This window comes from Mesorhizobium sp. ESP6-5 (assembly GCF_020164695.1).
GTDB lineage: Bacteria > Pseudomonadota > Alphaproteobacteria > Rhizobiales > Rhizobiaceae > Mesorhizobium > Mesorhizobium australicum.
Genome location: NZ_JAIUGR010000002.1, coordinates 463,433 through 489,954 on the forward strand (window position 1 = coordinate 463,433; position 26,522 = coordinate 489,954).

Sequence of the window (26,522 nt, forward strand, 5' to 3'; positions counted from 1 at the left end):
CGAAATGTGTGAACTGCGCCGCCATCATTGTCTCATCGCACTCCAAACAGACTGGACAGGCGCGACAGCAAACCCTTGCGGTTGCTCCATTCGGCGAGACCATTGAGGTCGTCCGAAGTTGCGTCGCCATCGTCCTGATCCGCGTCGGGCGCTGCATCGTGCGGACGGTCCTGCTGCCGACCTTGTGCGGCAACAAAGGTTCCGCTGGCCTCGTCAAACACCCAGTTGAGCGGGCCGCTTGGCTGCAGGCCGGAAGGAGCCCCGGTCAGCACGATATCGTCGGTCTTGGCACTTGCATCGGCGTCAGACCTGGAATGCGCCACCGCCGCACTGCGGGAAGGTCTTGCGCTCGGTATCGTCGAGACCTCACCAACCGCTTCGGCCGGCGCGATACCAGCGCTCTGGAGTAATCCATGCTCCTGCGCGCCGACAAAGACGCCCAGGCCATCATGGAAGAGCTGCGTGTCAGTCAGCTGACCGGCAGATCCGGCCTCCGGCAGTCGGCGCTCGCCGGCGGCCAACTCAGCCGACATCACGCCCGCCTCGCCCTCATCGTGATCCAAGCCCGCCTGATGACCGATTTCGTGGATCAGCACCGACAGAAGGTCCATCCGTCCATCGGCGGCGCCGCCCGGCAACGCCGTGAGGTGCCCGGAGGCATCGAGCTGGAATTCGCTGCTGTCGAGAGGCGACAGGTCGACGAACCAGCCCTGTCCGGCCGCGTTGCGGTCGATCAGCACGGCGCCGAACACCGATTGTGCCAGCGCCGAGCCAGGCAGATCGGTGATCTGGACATCCAGGTTCGACAGCTTGGCAAGTTGTGCCGCGTCGAGTTGACCGCTGCCCGACCAGATCGCCACCGCCTGCGCCAGCATCGTCTTGGCCTGATCGATGCCGACCGCCGTTGCCGTGTCCGCGGCCTGGCCGAGCGAAGCGAGCGCCAGCTGATTGGAGCTGGTGCTGAACGCCGACGCGTTGGTGCGAATCTGCAGCCGGTCGAAAGACGCCCCTGCATTGCCTGTCACCAGACCGAACTCGCCATCGGCAACGGCTGCATTGAAGCCATAACTGCCGACGAATGCGCCGTTGACGGCGATCGAAAGGGCAGCACCCCGTATGGTCAACTGGACGTCATAGTCCGTCGTTGAACTCAGCGTGCGCGCGAAGCTCTGATCGATCACCGTGCCGCCCTTCGACGTCACGTGTCCGACCAAAACCTTCTGGCCGACCACATCCAGGGTGACGAACTTGTAGTTGTTGGCGCCGTAGTAGTCGAAGACGATGCCACCGGTTCCGGCGGTCTTCAACCTCGCCGTCAGTTCCAGATAGGCGTCCGCCCCGATCGCCGGGCCGACATCCAGCAGATTGGTGCCGGCGCCGGCTGCCGCATTGAGCCTGCCGCCCGAGAGCGTCCAGCCTTGAGCTGCGGTCTTCGACATCGGATAGGTCGGCGGCCCGTTGAACTCGGCTGCGTAATCGAGCGTGATCTGCGGCGGCAAGACCTGGACACGGAAGTTGTCCACCGTACCCTTCGAGCCGCTGTTGCCGACACCGATGAGGCCCTTGTTTAGCGCCACCGGCTGGCCATCGACGATGCGCGGCGCGAAGGTGTAGCTGAACCAATTCACGCCGGCCACGGTCAAACTCACGTTCGTGCCGTTGACTGCGAGCAGGACATCGTAAGCCTGGTTCGCTTTGAGTTGCACCGGCTTGTTGGACTTGACCAACTGATGCCAGCCGCTGGCGTCGCGGTAACCCATCTCGATCTGATCGTTCGAGATGTTGATGCCGGCATATTTGAAATCCGTCGGCGAATAATAGTCGAAGATGATGTAGGAGTTGGCCTTCCAGCCGCCGGTCGGCTTGTCGGCCGTCAAGGTCGCCGCGATCTCGTAGTAGATCGGCGTATAGGCGTCGAGATAGAGAACCGCGGCTGCCTGATCCCAGGTGCTTGCCGACTGAACGGTGAGCTTGCCGCTGGTGATGGCGAAATTGCCCTCGTCGACTGCCACGACCTTAGCATTGCCATCATTGAAGTCAGCCGTGCGCAGCACGTCTCGCTTGCCGCCCGGGATGTTGCCGGCCTGGGGATCCGTCGGACCGCCGGTCTGATCCTGCCAGAAGCCATGATCCTTCTGGGTGATCAGGCCGATTTCACCTTCCACGCCGCCCATGAACATATGGACGTGGCTGTACTTGTCGTCTCCGTTGATGCTGCCAGTGTCAGCGGTGCGGGTGATGTCGACGCCGTCGCTGAATGCCTGCGCATAGAGGAAGTCGAACAGTTGCGGCGGCACCTGGCGGCTTACCGTCGCGATACCGAACGGTGCGAACGGCACCAGGTAGCTGTTGTACTCCCCGACCCAATCGATCAGGCGATCGCCACCGGTGTTGCCAATCAGGATGTCGAGCCCGGCCCCACCGAAAACGCGGTCCTCATACATTGGGTGCGTCTCCGGCTGGTCGTTCAGCCAGTTGTTGGTCGAGAGTACATCGTCGGCGTTCATGAGGTCGTTGCCCCAGCCGCCATAGATATGGTCGCGGCCGGTGCCACCAACGATCCAGTCATTGCCCAGGTCACCGAAGACCGCATCGTTGCCATCGGTATTGCGTTGCGCAAACGCCGTCGGTGTGCCGTTCGGCGCAAAAGCGATCGCACCGTTGACCAGCGGTCCTTCATTGTCGACGAGGTTGAGGAAATACTGGCGCGTGGTAGGTGCCGGGCCGGCCTTCCATACCGAACCATCGGCGTTGAACATGATTGTCCGGCGCGGATCGTACTCGTCATAGAGGAAGAACTCGCCGAGCCGGCTCTGCACAGGCTTCGGTGCGTTCCACGGATCGCTGTCGGGACCGAACCGCAGCACGTCGCCAGGGTTCCATGGCCGCGAGAAGTCGGTGCGCACGATGCCGACGACATTGCCCGCCGCATCGAAGCGCTGCGTGTAGGAATCTGGCAGAGCTTCGCCGCCGCCGACCGCATCGTCGCCGGAACCGCCATGGATGAAGTCGTCACCCAGGCCGCCGAAAATGATGTCGTCGACGACATTGGCGTCGAACAGCGGATTGTCGCCGCCCTGCGCGTTCGGCGTCAGATTGTAAGGGGTCAGGTCGACCGCCTTCTTCATCTTGCCGCCGACATTGATCGTCTCCGTCTGCACCTGTCCGGGCGTGTAGATGAACTCGTTGAGCACATCGCCCTGGCTGGTGCGCGTATCCGGATCGGTCGCCAGCAATGGCAGCACGCCGAACAGGCTTTCGCCGTAGGTCGCGCTGTTGCGGCTGGTGAAGATGCGACCGTCGTCACCCAGGATGCCGTCCTCACCGGTACCACCTGAGATCCAGTCATTGCCCCAGCCGCCGATCAGATCGTCGTTCTCGGCATCGCCGAAGATCCGGTCATGGCCGCCGCCGCCATAGGCGGTGTCGTCCCCGGTCTCGCCATGGAACTCGTCATGGCCACCGATGTCCTGCTTGGCCCATAGGCCGAACTCGTTGCGATAGGCAGGATTGTTCGGGTTGGTTTTGGAGAACAGGTCTGGACGGAAGTCCGGGCCGCCCGGCGTGTAGTCGAGCAGATGGATGCCACGCACGACGAGGCGTTCGCCACCGGCACGCGCCGGGTCGTTCACGTCGTAATTGTACTGGACATAAAGCTGCTGCCCAACCGTGCCGTTCGGATTGATGTCGGTGTGATTGACGCCGACGATCCGCACGATGTTGCCGTTGTCACCGATCATGGAGTCGGCATCGCGAGCAAAGCGCGAATTGGCGAGCGTGCCGTCATTTGGCAAATTGTCGTCATTGCGGTCGATCTCGATGCCGGCGCCGCCGAAAATGTAATCGTCTCCGTCAGGCCGCGTATTCGGATCCGTGAGGCTGAAGAAGGACGAGGAACCGCCGATCAGATCATCCTGGCCGAGGCCGCCGAATATCTGGTCGTCGCCGCCACCGCCTTCGATATAATCTTGGCCGTCTGTCGCCGCCGCGAAGGAGGCGATCACCGTGAGCGGACCGATCGGATCGGTGACGCCGCCGGATGTGCGCGATGCGCCGACATGCGAGGTGCCGGCAAAGGCAAGCTCGATGCCGCCATCGCCCTGCACGACGTCATGGCCGAGCTGACCGAACAGTTCGTCATGGCCTTCGCTGCCGGCGATGTAGTCGTTGCCGAAGCTGCCGACGCCGGCCGTACCCTCGTCGAAGGCGAAAGTGTGCAGCGCCGCGTAATCGACCGAGTACTCGCTCCACCACGGAGCACCGTCCGGATCGCGATACCGCCGCGCGATGCCGTCGACCAGCAGCAGGCCGCTGTTGTCGGCATTGACCGTGCCGAGGCCGGCCGGCATCGGCCGGTCTGTACGGCTGTACATCAACGTTCCGGCCAGCGTCTGGAAGCGCAGGCTGAACGTGTCATCAAGCAGATTGCCGTCAGCGCCGCCCTGGCGCGACAGGTAGACGTTGTCGCCAAAGACGCGGTCGTCCTGCTGGTCGCCATCGAGCAGATCATGCCCGGCGCCGCCGACGATGACGTCGCGGTCGAGGCCGCCGAACACAACGTCGTCGCCGCCATTCTGCAGTTCGGCCGATTTGATGCCGGTGACCAACACCAGCTCGGTCGTCTGGATGCGCTGCTTCAAGGTCGACGGCAGATTCGGATCGTCGACGAACATTTCTATCACACCATGATCGGCGAAGATGATGTCGTCGAAGTCGCCGAGCACGCCGGCAGCCGCGACCGAACTCGGCCCATAGCCGAGATGTGAGGCGCCATCGCCGAAGATCACGTCGTCGCCTGCATTCATCAGGTCACGAACCGACGACTTGACCGGCTTGATCGTCGTGCCGTTGGTGTCGGCATTCGGATTGGCCGAAGGCAACGGACTGTTGTCGATCGTGTCGATGAACAGCTGGCGCGTGAAGATGTTCACGTTGACGCCGCTATCGCCATAGATGTGATCCACGCCGCGATTGCCGATGATCAGGTCATCGCCGGAACCGCCGGCGAGGTGATCGCCAGCCTGGCTGCCGTAGATCGTATCGTTGCCCGCACCGCCATAGATCGTCAGGCCGACGCTCGGCAGGTTTGCCGACGGCGTGCCGGCGAACAAGGCGCTGGCGTCGATGATGTCGTTGCCGGCGAGCTTGTAGGGATTGGCGAGCGGGAACACCCACTCGTCATCCTCGTTCTCGCCGTCCTGCAGTTGCGGGAACGGATCGAACGGCTTCTCGCCGAATTCCATACCCAAGACATTGTGCGCCTGGCCGGAATACCAGATTCCGTCCTGGCTGGTGTCGCCATAGATGACCAGTGGCGAGTTCGGCCCGGCGCCGCCGGTGACGATAATATGGTCGCCACCGACACGCGTGCCACCGTCCAGCGTTATGTCGACACCGGAGACGGTCATCGCAACACCGGCTTTCGGCGTCAGCGCAACACTCTGCAGTGTTATCACGCTCGCAGTGAGCGCCTGGATGGTGAACGTGCCGGCAAATCCGCTCAGTCGCACTTTCTGGCCCACATAGAAGCCATCCGCCAGCCAGCTGCCGGCACTGCGTGTCAGGCTGTTGGTGGCGATGTTGACGGTCGCCGTGCCGGTGATGGCGCGCGGCTCCGCGACGTGCAGTGAACGCTCGGCATAGCTGTTGAACGCGTTGGGCGCGAGCACCGTGCCGGCTGGCTGGCCGGTGCGTGTGTTCGGTGCGCTGAGCACCAGCCTGCTGCCGTCACCCCATGTCAGCGCGGAGTTGCTCGGCGCCGGTAGCGTTGCATCGGAGATCGCCAGAATGGTGCGCGTATAGGTTTCGCCCGAAAGCTGGATCACCTGGCCAACCTGATAGCGGTCCTCCGACCAGTCGCGGCCGTCCTGACGGGTGACGATGATCTGTCCACCGGTTCCGGCGGCGATGTTCATCGGGCCGGTGCTTTCCAGATACATGTTGCCGCCGCCATGAACGAGCGTCAGCCCGCCATGCTGGCCTTGCACGTAGAAGCTCTTCACCGCGCCGTTTTGCGTCGCGAGCGGCGCGCCTTCGAGCGTAAGCGAGAAGCCGTCTTCCGATATCTCGATGATGCGGAAGTCACGCTTGCCGTTGGCATCGACCATCGTCACCAGATGTCCGGCGAGGTAGCCTTCAGCGGCCCATTTGACGTTGTCGTGGCGCGTGACGATGCCGCCGGTATAGGTCGGCTCGACATCGACTTCGGCCACCACGGTCTGCAGCACCGCATTGGTCACCGGGTTGATGCGATTGATGGTGCGCGGTGCTTCCGAGACCGGCGCGAGTTGTCCGCCTATGACGCGCATGACAGCGCCCGCGATCGCCACGATCTGATACTCGCCCTTCGCGAAGTCCTGGTTGATCGAGATGAAGTCTCCGACCGCAAAGCCGGCCCAGTTGCCGCCGTCGGTCCGCGTGATGATCCCGCCCGCTGTCGTCGTGGCCACATCCACCGGCTTGTTAAGCGTGATCACATCCTTGTCGAGGGCCGTGACGGTGTGCGCCCCATCCGCCACGCTGGCGAGGCTCGGTCCGCTCAGAACCAGGATCGAGTTATCGTTGGGATCCGCGCCTTCGGCCGGATTGGCCGGATTGATCAGCGCGTCATTGATAGCGACGATCGTCCAGATGCCCGGCAGGTTATCGATCTTCACCGTCTGGCCGACGAGGAAGCCCATCGCTTTCCAATCGAACCCGGTGCGCACGATGGTGCCGCCATTGACGCCGGATGGCGTTATGTCGAACGTGCTCGTCACCTGCACCGGCGGTGCGGGATTGAGCGTGCCCGAGATGACGAGCTTGTCGTTACCTTCCCCGAGCATCAGGTTGACCACCTCGATGGTGCTCTTGGTGCTGTCGGTGCCGAAATCGCCGTTCTGGTCGACGCTGATGCGTCCGAAGCTGATGCCACCCGGGAAGAAGCCGGATTCACCGAAAGTCGGATCGCCGGTCACACCGAGCCCCAGGCTTAGATTGTCGGCCATGTTGAAGCCGGTGAGCGTCGTCGCCGTCATCACGCCGCCGACATCTTCCTTGCTGGTGTCGTTGAAGATGTTCAGCACGTCGATCTGTTGCGATTCCGGCGGCTGCTGGCCGATCGCGATCAGGAAGTCGTCGGCTTCGCCAGGCAGCTTGAGGCCGTTCTCGAGTGAACGGTCGGCGCCGGTGACGCCGCCCTCGACAGCCAAGGGTCCGCGCAGCTTGGACAGGTAATGGCCGGAAACCGGGAAGACCTTGACGCCTTCGCGGGTGATCGGCACTTCATATTCGGTGTCGGCGCGCAGCTCGACCGTCTGCTGCTGGTAATAGTTGGCCGGCGTGAACACGGCCACGGCCGCAGTGCGAACCACGCGCACATCGTTCAGCGTGTTGCCGAGATGCGGCAGGATCTGCGCGACATTGGTGCCGGTGATCTGGATCGTGGTGTCCTTGGTGTCGTTGTCACCGCGGATGATCGCGATCTTGAAGTCGCCGATCAAATTGTCGGCCGTATCGAACAGGCGGATCCACTGCCCTTCGAGGAAACCGAATGACAGCCAGCCATCATCCTTTTCGCCTAGTCCGGCGATGGTGATCCGGTAGGTCGGGAGACCTTCCTCCATGACCATCTCAAAGCGGATGTTGCCGGTGTACTCACCGTCCCGCGCCAGATCGGACAGGATAACGTCGTCCTTCGCGCCTGTCGCTGCCAACAGCCTGTCGACCTTGAAGAACTTTCCATCCGCATCGATCGAGGTGATGAAATAGTCGCCGCTGCCGGCGCCGGCATTGCCGATGCGTATCTGCTGGCCGACGAAGAAGCCTTCATCGACGAAGCTGCCGAGATCGGCACCGGTGCCACGCGTGATCTTGCCCAAGCCACCTTCGTTGGAGAAGACAAGATTGCCGTCGAATATCTGCGTAGGCCTGAGGCCGCCAATGATGCCGTATCCGGAGCCGGGCGTGACCGCGACGCCATTGACACTAACGACATCCGCCAGACCGTCCGTCAGGACCGCGACGCTGACGTTGGTCGACGGCGCCTTGGTCAGCCGGATCGTATAGTCGTCGGTGTCCGATCCATCGCCGTTGAGCAGCGTATTGCCTTCACTCTCCAGCACAACCGCGCCGGCGCTGTCATTGTCGATCACGTCGATGTCGACATAGCCCGGGCCTGAGCGCAGGTTCGGGAACACGTAGTTGTGGTTGGCGTCGACTGTCAGCGCCTGGTCGAGCTGGAAGAAGATCGCCGCTGTGTGCGGGTCCTCACGCGGGATGTCGTCGCGCGCTTCGATGCCGACGCGCACCGCATCGTCCCAGTTGCCGCTGTCGAAAGTGATGCGCCAGTAGCCGTCGGCACCCTTGAACATGCGATTGTCGAGACCGTTCGGATCGTCGACATCGTAGATCATGATGTTTTCGTCGCTGAACTCGTTGACGTACAGCTTGACGACGATCGTGTCGCCCGCGTCGGGCGCCTTGGCGAGTTGCACCAGGAGTTCGTCATTCAGTTTGGTCGTGGCATTGCCTTCGATGACCAGCGAGCGGCCATCCTCGGTGTTCGTGCCGGGCGTCACTTCGGTGACATAGATTCCGGGCGTGTCGTTGTCACGCAGGTCGACCTCGACGTTGCGTACGTCCGCCGCGTCGAAGGGATCGCCGTTCGGATAGGCCGCGGCCAGCAGTGCCGGCGCGACACCGCTGGTGTCGGAGATGACGCTGTGCTGTACGACGACCACCCGGTCGCCCTCGGCGCGCAAATCGTCGGGCGCATAAAGGTACACGTTCTGGGCCGTGTTCCAGTTGGTGCTGTCGAAGGCCAGCACGATCGAGCGATCGTTGATGATCGTCGCAACGCCGTTGATGGTGATGACATGCTGGAATTCGCCGTCGGTTCCGACGAGGCCGGGATCCAGCTTCGAAAGCCAGATCGTGTCACCGATGCCATTCGGCAACGGTGCCGGATTGATCAGCGTGCCGTCTTCTTCCTGTTGCGGCGAACGTGCCGCCGAGATCGTCACATAGACGATCTGGCCGGCCAGCGGCGCCACCGCCAGCCTGACGGTGTAGCTGTCGACATTGCGCGGTCCGCCTTCCCGAACAGCGGTGAAGCCATCCGTTTCGTCGATGCGGACGATGCCCTCCTGCGGACCCGCCACGTGATAGTCGAAGCCGTCGACCAGCACGCCATCGTATAGTGGATCGCCCGAGGTGACGAGGTGGTCAACAGCGCCGGAGGCGCCTTCGAGTTCGCGCGTGATGATGTCTTCCGTGACATCGCCCGTGACATTGATCGTATCGGAACCCAGACCGCCGACAACACGATAGGCTACGCCGAAAGCCGTCGATTGAACGAAGAATTCGTCATCGCCTTCAAGTCCGTCGACCTCGACCACTTCGATCGTGGTGTAGCGAACATTGACGCCGGCGCCGAAGATGCCCCTTTCGGTGATGGCGAAATCGTCGGCGAATTCCGTGCCGAGGATAACCAGCTTGTCGAAGCCGGTGCCGCCGTCGACCGAGACCGGCGCGTTGACGTTGTATTGCACTTCGTCCTCGCCGCCGCCGGCGCGGATGTCCGGGGCGCGCGCGACAGAGAAGCCGAGCCCGATGATCGGCTTGGCAACGCCAAAATCGTCGAGCACGATGACGTCGTCGGTATAGTCGTGAGGCGTCGAGTCAGCGTCGGCGAAGTTGATCACGCCATCGCCGTTGGTGTCGAGCGTAACCGCCGGCAGGTCGTCCTGGTCGATCGTGCCGTCACCGTTCCAGTCCTGATTGGCGACCGCCGCGATGGCGAACGCGCGGACGATGAACAGGTCGTTGTTGTCGTCGCCTTCGAGCCGCAGTTCGGCCTGGTTGGCATAGACCCGGAATTCGTCGTTGCCCGTGCCGCCCTGCGCCACCATCGGCGCACTTATGCCGGGGCTCAGCCAGCCGCGTGTGGTGGCCACCATGTCGGGGAACACGTCCTGGTCGAGCAAGCCGCCGCCGAAGAACGGCGTGACGCCGTTTTCCGCATCGCCGGTGCGCTTGGTGCCGAATATCTGGCCGATGTTGAAGGAATCGTCGCCGGCGCCGCCCTGCAGCGAAACAATCGCCGTGGTGTCGTCGGAGTAGAAATTGTCGTTGCCGCCCTGCCCCTCGATGGTGATCCGGCCATTCAGCGCGGTGTCGTAATTGATGCGCGCGACCTCGTTCGAGGGCTCGTTGTCCTCGATCGTGTCGGCATAGGTCTTTGGCTGTCCGTAGACCATGGCGACGTAGGCCGGACGGTCGGCGGCTTCGTGCGGCAGATAGTTGGCGCCGCGCAGCAGGAAGATGTCGTCGATCGGCTTGTTGCCGCCGACCAGACCGTTCTGCGACGAATCGTAGCCGAAGATGGTCAGTTCATCGACACCGTCGATGGAGCGCCCGCTGTCCAGGATGTTGATGACGTAATTGCGCTGGAAGTCGGTGCCTGCGGTGCCCTGCCCCGGATTGTTGGAGCCAAGCGTGTAGATCTCATAGAGATCGGAGCCCGACACGCCGTCAAGCGTGAGCGTATGCTCGGCCGCCGTCTGCATGTTCGGAGAGGTTTGCGTCGCGGTATCCTGGAGGTAGTAGACGCGGAAACGGTCTTCGCCATCGACGTTGTTCACATTGAGGTTCTGACTGCCATAGGCGCGCGTCTTCGAGCCGAGGAAGACATAGCCGGCGCTGCCCTGCGTGTTGGTGCCGCCGGCACCCGAGGTGTCGCCGAAGTTGATCGTGTCGACATCCGTGTTGCCGAAGATTCGGGTCAGCACGGTCGGTCCGGTGACCGAGTTCGCCGTCAATGTCGGCGTTGCCGAGCCAACCGGCGCGCCGATCGTCTTGTTGCCAGGCACCACGGTTGCGTTGGCGATGATGCGGCCACGCAGCACCATCACGGTGCCGAAGGCGACATCCAGATTGACGAGCGCATGGATGACGTCGTTGGTCGCCGACACGTCGCCATAGATGTCGATGCTCTTGGCCGCCAGCGTCTCGCTGTTGGAATCGAGCGTCACGTTATCGCCGACGCGCAGCAGCACGGAACCCTTTTCGGCGAAGATCTGGCCGTGTGCGATCGCACGCGGCGCATCGGGCTGGAAGGTCGGGAAGGTCGCGCCGTCTTCGGCAAAGCGGGCGCTGCCACTGTGCAGCAGGTCGAGGTTCTCGCCCTGAACCGAGGTCTCGCGCACAGTGATGCGGATATCGCCATCGTAGGCGTGAGCCAACACCAGCCGCAGATTGCCGGCGGTGCCGCCGGGAGCCTCCGGCGCTTCGGTTAGGTAAATGTGGGTGCCGGCTTCAAGTGCGACGTCGTCATCGCTGGAACCGCGTGATGAATCGATCTCGAGGTCGTTGGCAAAAGCGCCGATGGAGCCATTGCCGTTGGCGTCCAGGTCGATGGTCTGACCCATCACGTTGGCAAAGTCGTCGCCCGCGCCGTTGTTGCGTGAATCCAGGATCGAGCCTGCGACGGTCCTTAGCGACACATCGCGAATCGTGTGCACGGTATGAACATGCATGTCACCGACGACTTCGTCGAGGAAGATGCCTAACGTCGAATCCGCGCTGGTATCGAAGGCGCGCAGCACACCAAGTCCGCCGACGCCATTGCGGTTGTCAACGTTGATCTCGAGGAAATTGCTCGGTTCACCAATGCCGCCCAAGGGGGAATTGATGTCAAGCAGTGTGGGGCTGAGCACCTGGGCGGCCACTTGGAAATGGGTCGGATTAAACAGCCCCACGCCAGAGGCCATGGTGATGTTGCGACCGGAGACATCGGCCTCGACCAAGGCCGGGTTGCCGTTGTCATCGCGCGCATCGAGGATGCGCCGCGGCGAATACAAAAGCACATCCGAGGCATTGGAGCGAATGCGCTCGATGCGCATGTCACCGGTCTTTTCCGTCAGCGCGATATAGCCATTGGTCAGCACGTCGATGTCGCCATTGCCGGCGATCTCGGTGATGCCAAGTACGTTGACGGTGGTCGCCGTGGGCGCCGGATTGGCTGCCGCGACGATGATGTCACCGCCCGCAACGACCGAGCCCGCCTGCACCCCGGCCAGCGTGCGCAGGCCGGTTACCGGGTCGAGGCCTCGGAAATCATAGGTCGACGCAATCTCCGTGTTGCCGGTGGCGAAGACGCCGCGGCTCAGCGACGGAATTGCGCCTGCATCCGGCCGGAAGAAATTGTAGTAGGTCTGTCCGCCGGCGGGCAACGCCGGCGCCTTGACCAGCAGGCCGCCTGACAGACCGTCGCCGAACTGTTCAAGGCTAGCTTGCAGCAGCACATCCGCCGTATTGCCGGCGTTGATCCGGTCGATCTCGACGATGTAGAAGCCGCCGGCCGGCGCCTCGCGCAACAGCGCCTTGAGGTCGAGGCTGATGTTGCCGAGCGCGTCGGCGGTGAAGGTTTCAGCCGAAATCAGGCTGTGCAGATCGGTCAGCGCGCCTGCCGGCGCCAGATCGATGGCCGTACCGGCCAGAGCGTTTGCCAGCGTGGTCGCCAACTTGACGCTCTGCCCATCGGGCGAAGCGATGACGTAGTAGTAGCCGCCGTCGACGAGCCCGCCGATGGTCGTGGTCACGGCATCGTAGCGCACCAGCTGGCCGGTGTAGAAACGGTTCTCGACTCCAAGGAATATCTGGTTAGTCAAGCCAGCGACACGGCCGGTGTCGAAGCCTATGCCGAGCGGCAGGCCGGAGCTGTCGACGATGTCGATATTCACCCGTGCACCGGTCGCGCCGATGTTTTCGTCGGCGCGAATGTTCAGGATGTGCGTACGGATCAGCGACTGGCGGCCATCACTGCCCGGGACACCGCGATCGTTGGTGGCGAACACCGATCCGTCAGTATTGACGATCGACGTCGTGCCGATCGGGTTGTCGATCGTGCCGTTGATGTAGATGTCTGAATGGCCACCGGTGTCGGTGATTTCAATCAGCGTCGGCGCGACTTCGCGCACCACGTTGAAGGTCAGTGTCACACTCTGCGACGGATTGAGCCATGCCAGTGGCTGCTCGTCGGTGACGACATCGATATTGTTGATAATGATGTCCTTGTCGGACTCGTTGCGGATCGACACGCGCTGCAACGTATCACGGAACGTCCAGGTACCGCCGGCGCCGATCATCGAGTTCGAGTCGAACACGACGTCGCCGGGACCCGGATTAACGATGTTGTTGACGACAATGTCGTCGCTCTGGATCGTGTTGCCTTGGCCTTCGGTCGCACTGCCGCCGCCTGCGGTGTCGTTGACCGACACTTCGACCGCGACATCGATCTGGCCGTCGAGGCCGATGTTCAGTTGCTTGACGACCAGTTCGGGTGAACGGCCGGAAAGGATCAGCACGTCGGAATTGAAATTGATCGATTGCGGCCTGTCATCCGGGCTGCTGCCGCTCGACCCGCCGGCGGCGAGCGAGCGCTTGCTGTCATCGGCGTCATCTGTCTGCGAGATCGAGCCGTTCACGGTCGAGGCAAACAAGGCCAGATGCTCGGCCGAGCTTCCAGGTTCCTGCGGATAATCCGGATGTCCAAGCACGGCATCGCCGTTGTCGCGCGGACCGGCTGTCACCAACGCGCCTGCCGCACCGAAAATTTCGGACGAGACGTCGGTATCGTTATGCGCGTCGGAATCGACGAAGCCGAACAGGCCCGTCGATCGGGCATAGGATTTCGCATCCGTGTCGACATTGTCGTAGCGGGTGATGAGGTCAACGCCTTCCCAACCCGTCAGGTCGGCGCCTGCATTGACTCGCACCTGCGCATTAGGCCGTGCCGTGATCGTGCTTTCGGCCTCGCCTTCGCCATAGAATCCGGCGCCGCGCCCGTCGCTGCCGGAGAAGACATGGAAGTTGTCGACCCGCGCCGCGAGCGAGGTCCGCCGCGCGCTGAGCACCGCATTGGCCGCCAGCGAGACGATCGCGTCGGCCTGATCGGCGTCCGGATCGGCGTCCGGGGAGCCAATGTTGACATGCGTGACGGCGTCGCCGTCACCGCCGAAGCCGACGCCGGAGGCGGTCGATTTCGCCGTCACATCGACGGATGCATTCGCCGTGGCCTTGGCCAACTGACCGGCAAGAACGATGGCGTTCGAGCCGATTGTCGAAACCGTATTGTATTCGATGCGAACATCGGTGGTCGGGTCGGCGAGGCCGACCGCGCCGCCGGCGCTCGACTGCGACGAGGCACTGGTAATGGCATTGCTTGCCGAAGCAAGCGTGAAGTTCTTGCCCGCTACAATACGCGTCCCATCGCTGATCGTGGCCGCACTCGTGATGTCTTGATAGCTGCGTGCGTCGGCATCGCCGATGGCAACGAAACCGCCGGTGCCGTTGACCGCATAGGTCGACGTATTGGTCGTCGCCGATGTGCTGACGGTGACGTCGCCCACGGTCGTGATCTGCGTCGCGGAGATCGTCGCCGAGACGTTCGGATTGCTGATGATGTCGGCGTCGTTGATCTGCACGCCGACAAAGCCGCCGCCTGACCCCTTGGCATAGGCCGAAGAGACTCCGTCGCCCGATTGCGGGGCGATCTCGCTGAGCGGAACTTCGCCCGGGCCAAACAGGAATTGTCCTGGCGACGCCGATGTGGCGCTGTCATTGATGTCGATGCGCAATTGCTGCTCGCTGTCGGCGGCTGCCGAGATGTCGACCGCAAGAGCTGCGAGGCTATGATTGCCGTAGGGCCCGCCAATTGCGGTCGGCGTCAGGACGATCTGACTGCCGCCACTCGGCGCATTCCAAAGTTCGAACGTGTTGTCGCCGACGCCACTGACGCCGCGCACATAATAGGTCTTGCCGTCTTCCAGCCCGCCGATCGGCAGATTCTTGGCATTGACCAGCGAATGCGTATCGCTGGCGCCGACATTGAGCGCCGGATTGGCGCTGAGGCCCTTGTTCGGGGCCAGCGCGATGATCGGTTGATCGAAGGTCTTCGTCAGCGTGTTTTCGGTGACGCTGTTCACGACGGTAAGGATCAGCGTGCTGCCGGAAACACTGGCTATCGTGAACGTGCCGGAGTTGGCGCCGCCACCGCCGATAAACAGCGTGCCGGCTGCAAAGCCGTTATCGGCCCAGTTGAGGCCGTCCGTGCGGATGATACGGTCGCCAGCGGCATTGCGAACGAACTGCACCTCTTCGGTGATCGCGTCGTTGCGCTTGAGCTGAACCGTCGAGGAGTTGACGACATGCACGCGATAGGTCTGGCCGTCGACCAGGCCGCCGATCGCCAGTCCTGTTCCTCCGCTCGCGTTCTTGACGTCATAGACAACGTGCTCGCCCTCGACGAAGCCGTGCGCCAGCGCGTTTCCGTCATCGTCGAAGAAGCGGATATTGTCGGCGTTGGCATCGGCGATTGGCGAGCCGTCGGGATTGAGACTGCTCGAATTGACGTCCACCTGGCGACTGACGAAGGTGCGCGCGTCCGGCGCCTCATAGGTCACCGCCGTGCCGTTGACGAAGCCGTGCCCGGCGATGGTTATGCTGTTGCCGGCGACATCGTCCGGCTGGAAATTCTTGAGGTAGTTCTGTGGGTTGACCGCCTTGTCGAAGGTGTTCACCAGCTTGATGTGTGACCCGTCGATGACCAGCACATAATAGAGGTTGCCCTCGGTCAGGCCGAAACCGCCGACAGACTCGCCTGGAGCTTTGAAGTAGCGGACGGCATCGCCGCTGAGGAAATTATGGCCACCCGCGAACTCGATGATCTCGGTGTTTGGATCGATGTCGGCGGCGTTGAAGACGGAGCCGAAATAGAGCGTGTTCGGATCTGTCACGCCTGCATTGACGACATTGATCACGCCGTACTGACGGTTCACGGCCGTATCATCCGGATCTGGCCAGTTGAGGCCGGGAATGACGGCGCCGCCGCTTCCGGCATCATATTCGACCGTATCGCCGGTCACCAGTCCATGCCCATTCACGGTGATCGTGTTGGAGGTGCCGTCGACATCGAGGATCTCATAAGTCGGTTGCTCGCCGGGGATCGGCGACGCGGAGGCTTCGACCAGGATATCGCCGGTTGCATTGATCACCACGCCGGCGCCGATCGAGCTTGCAACCGTCGGGCTGACATGGGTCGTCGCATCCGAAGCGCCTGCCCCGAAAATGCCACCTATAGAAATGCCGATAACCTTGGCGTCGCCCTCGGTTTGCGCCTGTGCCTTCAGCCGAACGTTGCGCGCCGACTGGATGGAGGTGTTATTGCCTATCGAGGCGCTGACCGATGATGGGCTGGCTGTTGCGACCGCACTGTTGATGGTCAGTGAGCCGAGAACGCCGCCACCGGCGGCTTCAGCCACGGCGAGCGCGCCATTGACAGCGAGGGCTTCGATCATGATGTCCGTGACCGAGACGATGTTTGCGTTCATCGCGGCGTTGCTCTGGCCATTGGCCTCGGCTTCAGCCACGGAAGCACCGACCGCCGCCGCGCCGAACGAATTGGCCTCGGCATTGGCGACGGCATAGTTGCGAATGCGCGACTTGATGTTGATGTCACCGGTGATGGTGAATGCGCCGCCGGCGCCGATCGTGGTGTTGGCAACCGCATTGGACCTTGCGGTCGGCACCGAGCCCTGGCCGCTGAACAAGCCACCGCCGGAGGCTTCCGCAAAGGCCTTCGCCCCGCGGTCGGTCGCCGTCTCGCCATCGTAATTGTGCGACGACAGCATGACGATGCCGCCAGCGTGAATCGTCGAATTGCCCCCGATCAATGCGGCCACCGTCGGGACGACATTGACTGTCGCCAGGCTGGTGCCGGCCGCCAGTGCGCCGACCGAAAGTGCGAATATGTCGCCGGTCGCATCGTGCAGCGTCCACGCCTCGACCGTGAGGAGGCCCGTTGCCTTGATGTTGGCGCCGCCGCCAACCGATGCCTCTACGTTCGGCTGAACATCGACGAAAGCGAAATTGAAGGTCAGCGCGCCGAGCCCGGCAGCCAGCGCAAAGGTGTCGGAATCCACGTTGATCGTCGAGTCCGCATGGACCGTGATGGCCCCGACAGCGTCGATCTGCCCAATCTGACTGCCCGCGCCGATCGTAGCCAGGACTTCCTTGGTGTTGTCGTCGTCATCGCCGATGGTGACGTCGCTGTAGGACGCACCGACGGCCACCGCGCCGGCTTGTATGCCGGTCGTCAGCACGTCAAACGTCTGGTTGCTGCTCGCCGAGACCGTAAGGCTGGCCGCGCCGTTGACCACTGCGTTGTCGAGCAAGCCGGCCTGAACGCGGCTGGTATCGTTGACCACCGCGACCGATGCACCGAGGCCGACGAAACCGGCCTGCAAGGCGACGGTCGTGACATCGATATTCTGGCCGAAATGGCTTTCAACGCGGATGGCATTGCCAGCCTTGAGGTTTCCGCCGGCCTTCGCTCTCACCTGGCCCGAGACATTGACGACGGAAATCGATGCGCCCAGGCCGACAAGACCGGCGCCCAGGCTGCCGACCAGGATGTTGGCTTTCATCTGTTCACGCGCGTTCACGACGATGTCGTGACCAGCCTCGACCGTCGCACCGCCTTCGACGGAGGCGGTGGTGCCGCGCTCGTCGGTGACGGCGGCGGTCAGCTTGTTGGTCAGGGCGCCTGAGGTCAGTGCGTTGGCGCCGACCTTGTCGCGGGCGCCTTCAACACCGGCCTTGACCCGTGAGTCGGCCGTGTTGCTGTTGGCGCCGCTGCCGAAGCGGCCCAATTCCCCAGTGATGCCTGCGACGCCACCGTCGGCCTGTTCGCCGGCCTCGTCATTGGCGGTCTTGGAGCTTCCGTCGTCCTTCGTCGCGTTGCCGCTGCCACCCTGGTTGTCCTCGTAGGAGTCGGTGAACGCCTCGCCGATCGACCAGACCGATATGGACGCGCCGAGCCCGGCGACGCCGACGCCGCCGCTGAAGGCGAACCCACGCAGAACCTTGATTGCGACCGCATTGACCGAGACGTCACCGCGCGCCCGCACCATGGCGTTGGCGTTGATCGCGGCAACCGTATCGTTCTTGATGCTGCCGAAGTCGATGCCGCCGGCCAGACCGACGAAACCGGCGCCGAGAGCGCCCGCGAAGGACGTGACCCGGACCTCGTTGGCCGCGTTGACATAGACGCCTTGTGCACCCGACACCGTGCCTGGGTGGGCGAGGTAATCTGCAGCGCCCTGATTGATGTCGGCGCCGACGCCGATCAGCGCCTTGGTGTCGGAATTGAGCAGCGTCACGGTGACGGAGCCGGCCAGACCGACGTAAAGGCCGGCGGCACCGGCGACTGTAACGTTGGTGACCTCTTCCGAGGATTCCGCCTGAACGATGACGCCATGCGCCTCGGCCGTGCCGAAGCCGCTCGGATTGCTGCCGCCGACGATCGTGCCGGTCAGCACGCCGCCGATGCCGGTGCCGTTGCCGGACGCGTCGATACTGGCATTGTCGCCGATCGTCGCTTCGGTGAGCTTGTCGACATTGACGACCGCGACCGATCCGGCGGCACCGCCGCCCGACAGGCCGATGGCGACCGCACCGGCGACCACCACCACCTCGGAATCGTCCTTGGCCATGACGGCGACGTCGCCGCCGGCGACAATCGTCGCGTTGGCGCCGACGCGGGCATAGGTCTCGGTGTCGAACGACAGCACCGAGACACCGCCCGCCAGGCTGACCGTGCCGCTGAAGGCAAGGCCGGCGGAGACGACGATGACTTTTTCCTTGGACGTGGCGATCACCGCAACGTCATTGTTCGCCTTCACATCCGCGCCGTCATTGATCGTCGCGAACGTGTCAACCTTGATCACCGACACGTCGACGCCGGGCGCGCCCGCGCCCGCGCCGCCGAAGGCCGCACCGGCCCCGACACCGACATGGCTGAAGTCGCTCGCCGCCGCAACCAGGACGGATTGTCCTGCATTTCCGGAGCCGGCCATGTCCTGGTTGATCTGGGCATCGGCCCCGATAAACGCCTTCGTCTTGGTATCGACGACGTTGACCGCCGCACCGACAGCCACGCCGACCGAACCGCCGCCGCCGACGGAAATTGCAAAAGTCTCGACATCATCCTTCGCCGAGGCCGAGACAGCCACGCCACGGAAACCGGTGTCGACCGACGCGGTCGCAACCCGGTTCTGGGTCAAGCCCGGATCCTGCTGGACGTCGTCGCCACCCTCCTGGTCGAGGTTCTTGAACTGGGTGAGGCCCGACGGCGTACCAGCCTCCAGGCTGCTGGCGGTCGGCTTGTTGCCGCCCTGCGGGTCGAAGCTCGACATAGCCTGGCTGCCCGCATAGTCGACGGTGTAGCGGCCGGTTCTCGCCGCGACAGTGCCGTGGCCCTCGCCGGTGACGCGTGCGCCTGCGCCGATGAAGGCATCAGTCACCTTGTCGACAACCGCAACGCCGGCCGCGACGCCGACACCGGCGCTGCCGCCGATCGCCACGCCGCCAACGATCAGGTCCATCTCGGTCTCGTCGATTGCCTGGACGAGTACGCTGCCGCGTGCCCGCACATCCGTCAGGCCGACGATCGGCGCCAGCGGATCCGATCCGATGAAGGCGCGGGTCTTCAGGTTCAGCACGAAGACATCGGCCGTCAGTGTGACGCCCGCGCCGCTGGACGCGCCCGCGGCCACGGAGAACGAACCTATGTCCTCGTTGCCGGTTGCCTCGACCGTCACATTGCCGTCGACGTCGATGTCGGCGCCCGCTTCGATCGATGCAGTCGTCGTCTTTGTCAGCGTCGACACATTGACGCCGGCGCCAACGCCAGCACTGCCGGCGGAAACCGCGAGCGAACCCGCGATTGTCAGGATATCGGTTTCGTCATTTGCAAAGACCGAGACGCCGGGATCGTTGGCGAGCGTCTGGCCGGAAACCTTGCTGTTTGCGCCGATGCGAGCCGTCGTTGTCTCGGTCAGCACTGTCACGGCGACCGAACCGGCGACCGCCGCCTGCGCGGAAGCCGCGCCGGCGGCGGCGATGATCAGCACCCCATCGGTCGAATTCGCCGATACGGAGAGGCCGTTTGCGCCACCGGTGACCACGTCGGCGTCGCCATAGAGCTCCGCCTTCACATCGTCGAGATGGACAAACACCGTTCCGGAAATGCCGATGCCGGCGCTTTGGCCGAACGCCGCCGCGCCAGCAAGCAGGAACACGTCCGCGTCGCCGGTCGCCGTCACGGAGACATCTCCGCCGGCGCCCAGATGCGATTTGTTCAGCGTGCTGCCGGCCTCGACGAAGGCTTGGGTCGATGTGTCGAGGTAAAGCACGCCGACAGACGCAGCGACGCCGGCTGAGCCGCCGGCGCTGCCGCCGAACGTCGCCGCGATCGAAGTGATGTCGTCGAAGGAGTCGGCATTGATGACGATGTTGCCGGCAGTCGTATCCAGATCCGCCCCACCACCCATCCAGGCGCTCGTGTTGCGCGTGATCACCTGCACGTCCAGGCCGATGCCGACGCCGGCATTGCCGTTCAGCGTGAGGCCGATGCCACCCGCCCCGCTGACCACGGTCAGCAGGTCCGTTGCCTCGATCTTGATGCCGGTTCCGGCCTCGAGGTCGGAGTTGTCGTTCACCGAGGCGTGCGTCTCCATGAAGATCACGTTGACGCTGGACGAACCGCCGACGGCAAAGCCGCCGGACGCACCGGCGATGCCGGCGGCGAAGCTGGTGACGGCCAACGAGCCGATGACCGGCAGGTCTTCCGAGATCGGCAGCAGTTCGGCATGCGAGGTGACGTTGATCGCGCCCTGCGCTTCGGCGTCGAGATTGATGCCGGTCTGAGCCTTGGTGTTGAGATCGTTGACGATGTTGACGGTGACCGCGATCCCCACGCCGCCGCCGCCGCTGCCGGTGCTCAAAGCCGCACCGCCGGCCAGGTTCTGCATTTCATTGAGACTGACGGCGCCGATCTCGATATTGCCGGTGTTGGCGTCGAGATCGACATTGTCGCCGACCCATGCCAGCGTGTTGACATCGAGATAGTTGACGCCAACCGAGCCGCCGATCGCAGTGTTCTTCGACACCGCGCCGGAGAGGGCGCGCGCCTGGAACGTGTTTTTCTCTCCATTGCCGGTCGCGGCGCGGACCTCGATCGATCCGGCGGTCAGATCGGCGTTTGAACCGATCATCGCATTGTTGTCCAGCAGCACGATGTTGAGGCCGATCGCGGCGGCAACGCCGGTGTTGGAACTGGTGTTCGTGGACGTCGCGGTGGCCAATGCCCGCGCGTCGGTCGTGCTGATCGCCTCGACCTTCATCGCGCCTGTACCGGCGATCGTCACATTGCTGGCGATCTGCGCCTGGTTGTCCGCATCGAGGAAGTTGACGGCGATCGTCGCGGCCACATTGGTGCCACCGGAGCCGTTGCCGCCCTGCGTACCCTTGCCGGTCTGCCCACTGCTGTTGCCATCGGCCTGGCCAAGGCTGCTGCCGCCGCTCTGCGAGGGCGTCTTGGTGCCGCCGCTCTGGTTCTTGGCCATCTCGGTCTGGTTGGTCGTCTCCTGATCGGAGCTGGCACTGTCCGTTGTGCCATCGGACTTCTTGGTGGATTGGCCCTTCGAGCTCGCCTTGGACTCTGCCTTGGTGTCGAGTGTCGAGGTCGCGGTGATCGTCACCGTGCCAACGTTCTGGAAATTGCGGCCGAGGAAAGCGTCGTTGGTGACTTCGCCGATATTCAGTGCAATCGACGCGCCGACGCCAACGCTGCTGCCGGCGGCTTCGCCATCGGCAAGCGTGTGAACCGTACCGGTGTGCGAGGCTTGCGCGGCCAAATTGCCCGTCAGCGTGATCGTTGCGCCGCCGCCGGTGCCGATGTGCGCATCCGTATCGTTATCGACATAGGCAACAGCGATCGCGCCGCCGATGCCGGTAGCGCCTTCGGCGCCAGCCTTGGCCGTCGTCGTCAGCGTATCATTGGATGTCGCGGTGACGGTGAAATTGCCTGTCGTCCCGCCAACCATCTCGCCGTTCTCGATGCCGGCAAACGTGGTGTTCAAGCCGATGCCGAGCGCGATCGACGCGCCGACGCCGACGCTGCCCGAGCCGCTTCCGGCCCCGGAGGAGGTCGCCGTCGTTGTGGTTACGGTCGTGTTGATCGCCGTGAGCAGAACATTGCCGCCGGTCAATGTAACCGTCGCGGCGCCGCTTGCTGGCTGATCGGCATGGTCGAGACCAATCACGCCAAGCGTGTCGGTATCGGCGAAGCTCAGCGCGAACGAACCGGCCACGCCAATATCGCCGCCGCTGGCACCGGAGGTCGACTCGGCGCCGAAACGATGCGTCACGTCACCGCCGACGTTCTTCATCTTGGCTTCGGCTTTCACCCCGTCGGCCGTAATGATGCTGCCAGCCCCAATCGACGCTTCGTTGCGCATCGTCGCGATATTGATCGCCACTGCGACACCGACAGCGGTGCCGCTGTCGCTCGTCTTTGCGGTGCCATCGGCTTTCGCCGTCGCATCCATATTGTTGGACGACTGCAAATTGAGTTCGCCGACGCCAGCGCCCTCACCGGCAACAACCGTGCGCCCGTCATTGATCGACGCCACCGCCAGTGACGACGAGACATTGAGGGCAAGGGCTGCCGCGACGCTGACATCGCCGCCGCCGCTCCCACCTGAACTGTTGGCCGACTTGCTGACGCTGTCGCCATCATTCGACTTGCTGTTGGCCAGACCGACTTCCTTGTCCCGTTGCTCGTCGGCCTTGGTGTTGCCGTCCTCGTCTTTCTCGGCGCCAGCGGCACTCGCAATCGACTCCGCCTTGCTGGAACCGTCATTGGCGGCCGACAGACTGATCGATCCGTTCGAACGAAGATTGCGGTTCGATGTCGAGAACGCACGGTTGTCCACGAAGGCAAGCGCGATCGCCGCGCCGATCGCCGTCGAGCCGATGGCATCGCCATCGGCCAGCGTCGTGCTCACGCCATGATTGCTGGCGCTGGCCGACAAATTGCCGGTGATGTCGAGTTCGCTGCCGGAACCGATGGACGATTCCGTATTGTTGTCGATGACGTCGATCGCCACCGCACCGCCGATGCCAACATCGCCGCCTTCCGCGCCCGCTTCCGCCGTGGTCGAAGCTGTATGGTCGCCGGTCGCAGTCATGGTGACAGCGTCGGCGGCAACGATGGTCGCGTTGTCGCGGATCGATGCCGAGGTGGAATTGTCGACGATGGTCAGGGCGACCGAACCACCGATGCCGAGTTCGCCTGCGGCGCCGCTCGCGTCGTCGGGAACCGCATCGGTCACGACGTTGGTGGTGGAATGGGCGGTGAGCGACAGATCCGCGCCATTCAGATTGATCGAGGCGTTTGCCGCGACGTCGGCGGAAGCCTCGGTGATGACGATATTGATGGCCAGCGAACCCGCGACCTGCGTCTTGGAGCCTTCGCCGGCGCCGGAGGTCGCCTGGGCGATGAAGCTGTCGCCGGCCGCAATCGTGGCGCTCAATGACACCGCACTCGCCGACAGCGACGAGGCGCCGCCGAGATAGCTGCGCGTCGTGACGTCGGCAATGCTCAGCGCCACTGCAACGCCGATGCCGGTTGCGCCATTGGAGGAGGAATTCGTGTTGGTGCCGTCCGCCGTCGCCGTCACCTTGTCCGTCGATTGCGCGGTCAGCGTGATCGTGCCACCGGATGTGAGGGTGGAGGCCTGAACGAATGCTTCGGTGGTCGGCCGATAATCCGACACCGTCACCGCGCCAGCAAAGGTGATATCGCCGCTGCTGGTCGTCGCCTTGTCAGACGTGATGCCGTCCTTATTGGGGTCCTTCAGGCGCTGCTCGGATTCGTTGTCACCGCTTGCACTTTGGTCCGATCCGCCTGCCGTCGACTTGGCGATCGTCGTGATATTGCTGGTCAGCGTTGCGCCGAGCGCGATCGAATTGGGCGTATCGCCGGCATTCGCGCCAATCGTCGAACCGCCCGAGACATTGGCGCGGGTCGTCGCATTGACTTCTGAAACCGCAACGCTTGCGCCCTTGCCGCCGCTACCGCCATCGGCCTCGGTGGTCATCGTCAAATTGCTGGTCGCAGTCAGCGACACCGCGCCCGAGACGCTGAGCACGCTGCCCGCGAGCACTTCGGTGATCGCGTCGCTGATCAGAACGGTGACGGAAACCGCCGCATCCTTCTTTTCATCGTTGTCGGAACCTGCATCGGACTCGTCCTTCGCGGTCAGCGTGACGGTTACGGTGCTCGACGCCGACAGGCTGGCTGCGGTCACATTGGTGCTGCTGAACTTGACCCGCGCTTCGGGCATGATCGTTGCGATGACACCCGCGAGCGGCCCACCTTCGAAAGTCTCAGCCTCGACATTGGCGGTCGCGGTTGCGGTGAATTGAGCCGCGCCCGTCACGATGATCGTGGCGCCGCTCAGGTCGATGATTGCCTCCGGGGTCGCGAGATACGCGCCACCCATGATTTTTCCATCGTCCGCCGCCGCTGCTGTCAGGGTCACCGAACTGGCATTTATGGTGCTGGAAACGCTGATCTTCTCGGCATTGACGGTAACTGCGCCGGCAGTCAGCGTCCCGGAGATCGTCACCTCGTCCTTGCCGTCCTGGCCGTTAATGATGAGTGCGGTTGAACCGAGGTTCACCGCATTGTTGATGGTCAGGGTATCCTTTGAAAAAATAGGAAAGCCAGAATCATCGCCGAGATTGATGGTCAGGCTGGAGCTGGGCTTGTTGAAAGTGATCGACTCGAATGAACCTAGGAGGCCTGACGACAGCGTCAGTGTCGCGCCATTGTCGATCAGAGTCGCTCCATCGTCGGCATTGCTGGTCGTGATGACACGGTCCGCAACGACACTGTTGTCGGTGATCGGTTCGAGCCCGTCATAGCGGAGCACGACACCGTCACGCGTGATCGTGCCCGACGTCGGCCCAGTGGCTACATACTTCACCGAGGCGAAGGTGCCGCCGTCGAGAACCATGCTGTCGAAGCCGGCATCGCCGCCGGCCATGACGCCACTCAATTTTCCAGCAGCACCAACAAAAAAGGTGTCCTCGTTGCCAGCGGAACCGATCAGGTTCTCGACCGTAACGAAGGACACCCCAGCAACATCACCCGAACCGTCGCCGGTGAGATGCCAGTCGGTGTCCTGCGGAGGCCCGACCACAGCGTCGCTGCCGGCGCCGCCACTCAACACAACCCTGCCAGCCAGAGCGGGGTCGATCTCGCGCAGCACAAAGCTGTCGTCGCCCGCGCCCGCGTCAACGGTCAACGAGACCGTCGGAGTTGTGAATTTGTAGGTGATCAGATTGTTAAATGCTCCAGCGTCAAGCACCGACAGACCGTCACTGGAATCATCTGAACTGCCGATGCGGATCACCCGCGCTTGCCCGGAAGTGTCGGCATAAATGCGCTGGCTGGCCGTCGTATTGTCCTCGACCGCGCCGACGTTTGCCAGGCCAATGCTATGGGTCAACGCCCCGGCTTGCGCGGCAATGCTGCCTGACAGGCCGGTGTCGGTCGCCAGCCGCACGGCGTCGAAGCTGCCGCCGGTCATGGCAAGCGTGTCGTTGCCGGCACCACCGTCGAAACGCACGTCGAGCGCCGCCAGGAAGTCTTCGCCGAAGTCTATGGTGAGCTTGTCGTCGGCAGCGGTGCCGTGCACCACGATATAGTCGATCTGTTGCGCGTTGCGCTGGTCGACCAGCGTACCCGTCTTGTTGTCATAGATCTGGATCGCCTGGATCAGATTGTCATAGCGCAGCGAATAGTCGGCGCCGGCCAAGTCGTTCATGTCGACCGCGAAAGGCAAGATGTCGGCCGACAGCAGATAACGCGGCTCAAGCGCTTCAAGCGCCAGGTTCGGCAGATCTGATGTCTTGCTGGGCCGTCGGGCTCGCCCCGGCGAGCGCCGCAGCAGCGAACTCGCCAACCACCGACCAAATACGCCAGGGATTGGCGTCTCTGCTTTGCTGGCTAATCTCTTCTGAAATGCCTCAAAAAAAGCCGACCTCGACAAAATGTTCATTTTGTCCCCCTGATATATCAGTTTAGGCTAATTTACCGAAATCAAACGTACATCCGAAAATTCTTGAGTGCAAGGCGATCACGAAACCGCGACGAGTCTATGTTTATGTAAAATTTGCGACAATATGAACCATACGCATATATCTCGACAAGACACGTGATTATCTATGTATATATTTCCGTCGCCATTAGCATAGCTCTCAGTCATCTAACATGTATATCTCATAATATTTTTTTTAAACATATTTTAAGGTGATATTGTAGAAGACACAATTCTCCCACTTGAAGCATTCTAGGCCATGGCCTTGAAATTTCAGCACATGGTTTCCGCGACGGAAGGCAAGAAACCTGGAGAAGGGGCGGGGCACGAATGTCGCACCAAGCCATCATAGCCGCGGCGGGAAGGTCTGATGCACCAGAAGCGACTTGTCGCACTTGCCGGATACGCGGTTCTGTATCTCGGTTGCGCGACTGCGGCACATGGACAAACGGGCCGATAGTCTTTATGCGCAAGGCGTCAAGGCCCGGCAGGAACAGTATTTCGAAGAAGCCGCCGGGTCGCTGAAGCGTG

The 26,522-nt window shown here is 62.9% G+C and carries 1 protein-coding gene; it reads right to left on the reverse strand.

Features of this window, described 5'->3' with window-relative positions:
* Positions 1-32: 32 nt before the first annotated feature.
* A complete protein-coding gene (locus LB524_RS04655) occupies positions 33-25,856 on the reverse strand; it encodes an LEPR-XLL domain-containing protein (RefSeq protein WP_224524003.1) in 25,824 nt (8,607 codons plus the stop codon).
* Positions 25,857-26,522: the final 666 nt, after the last annotated feature.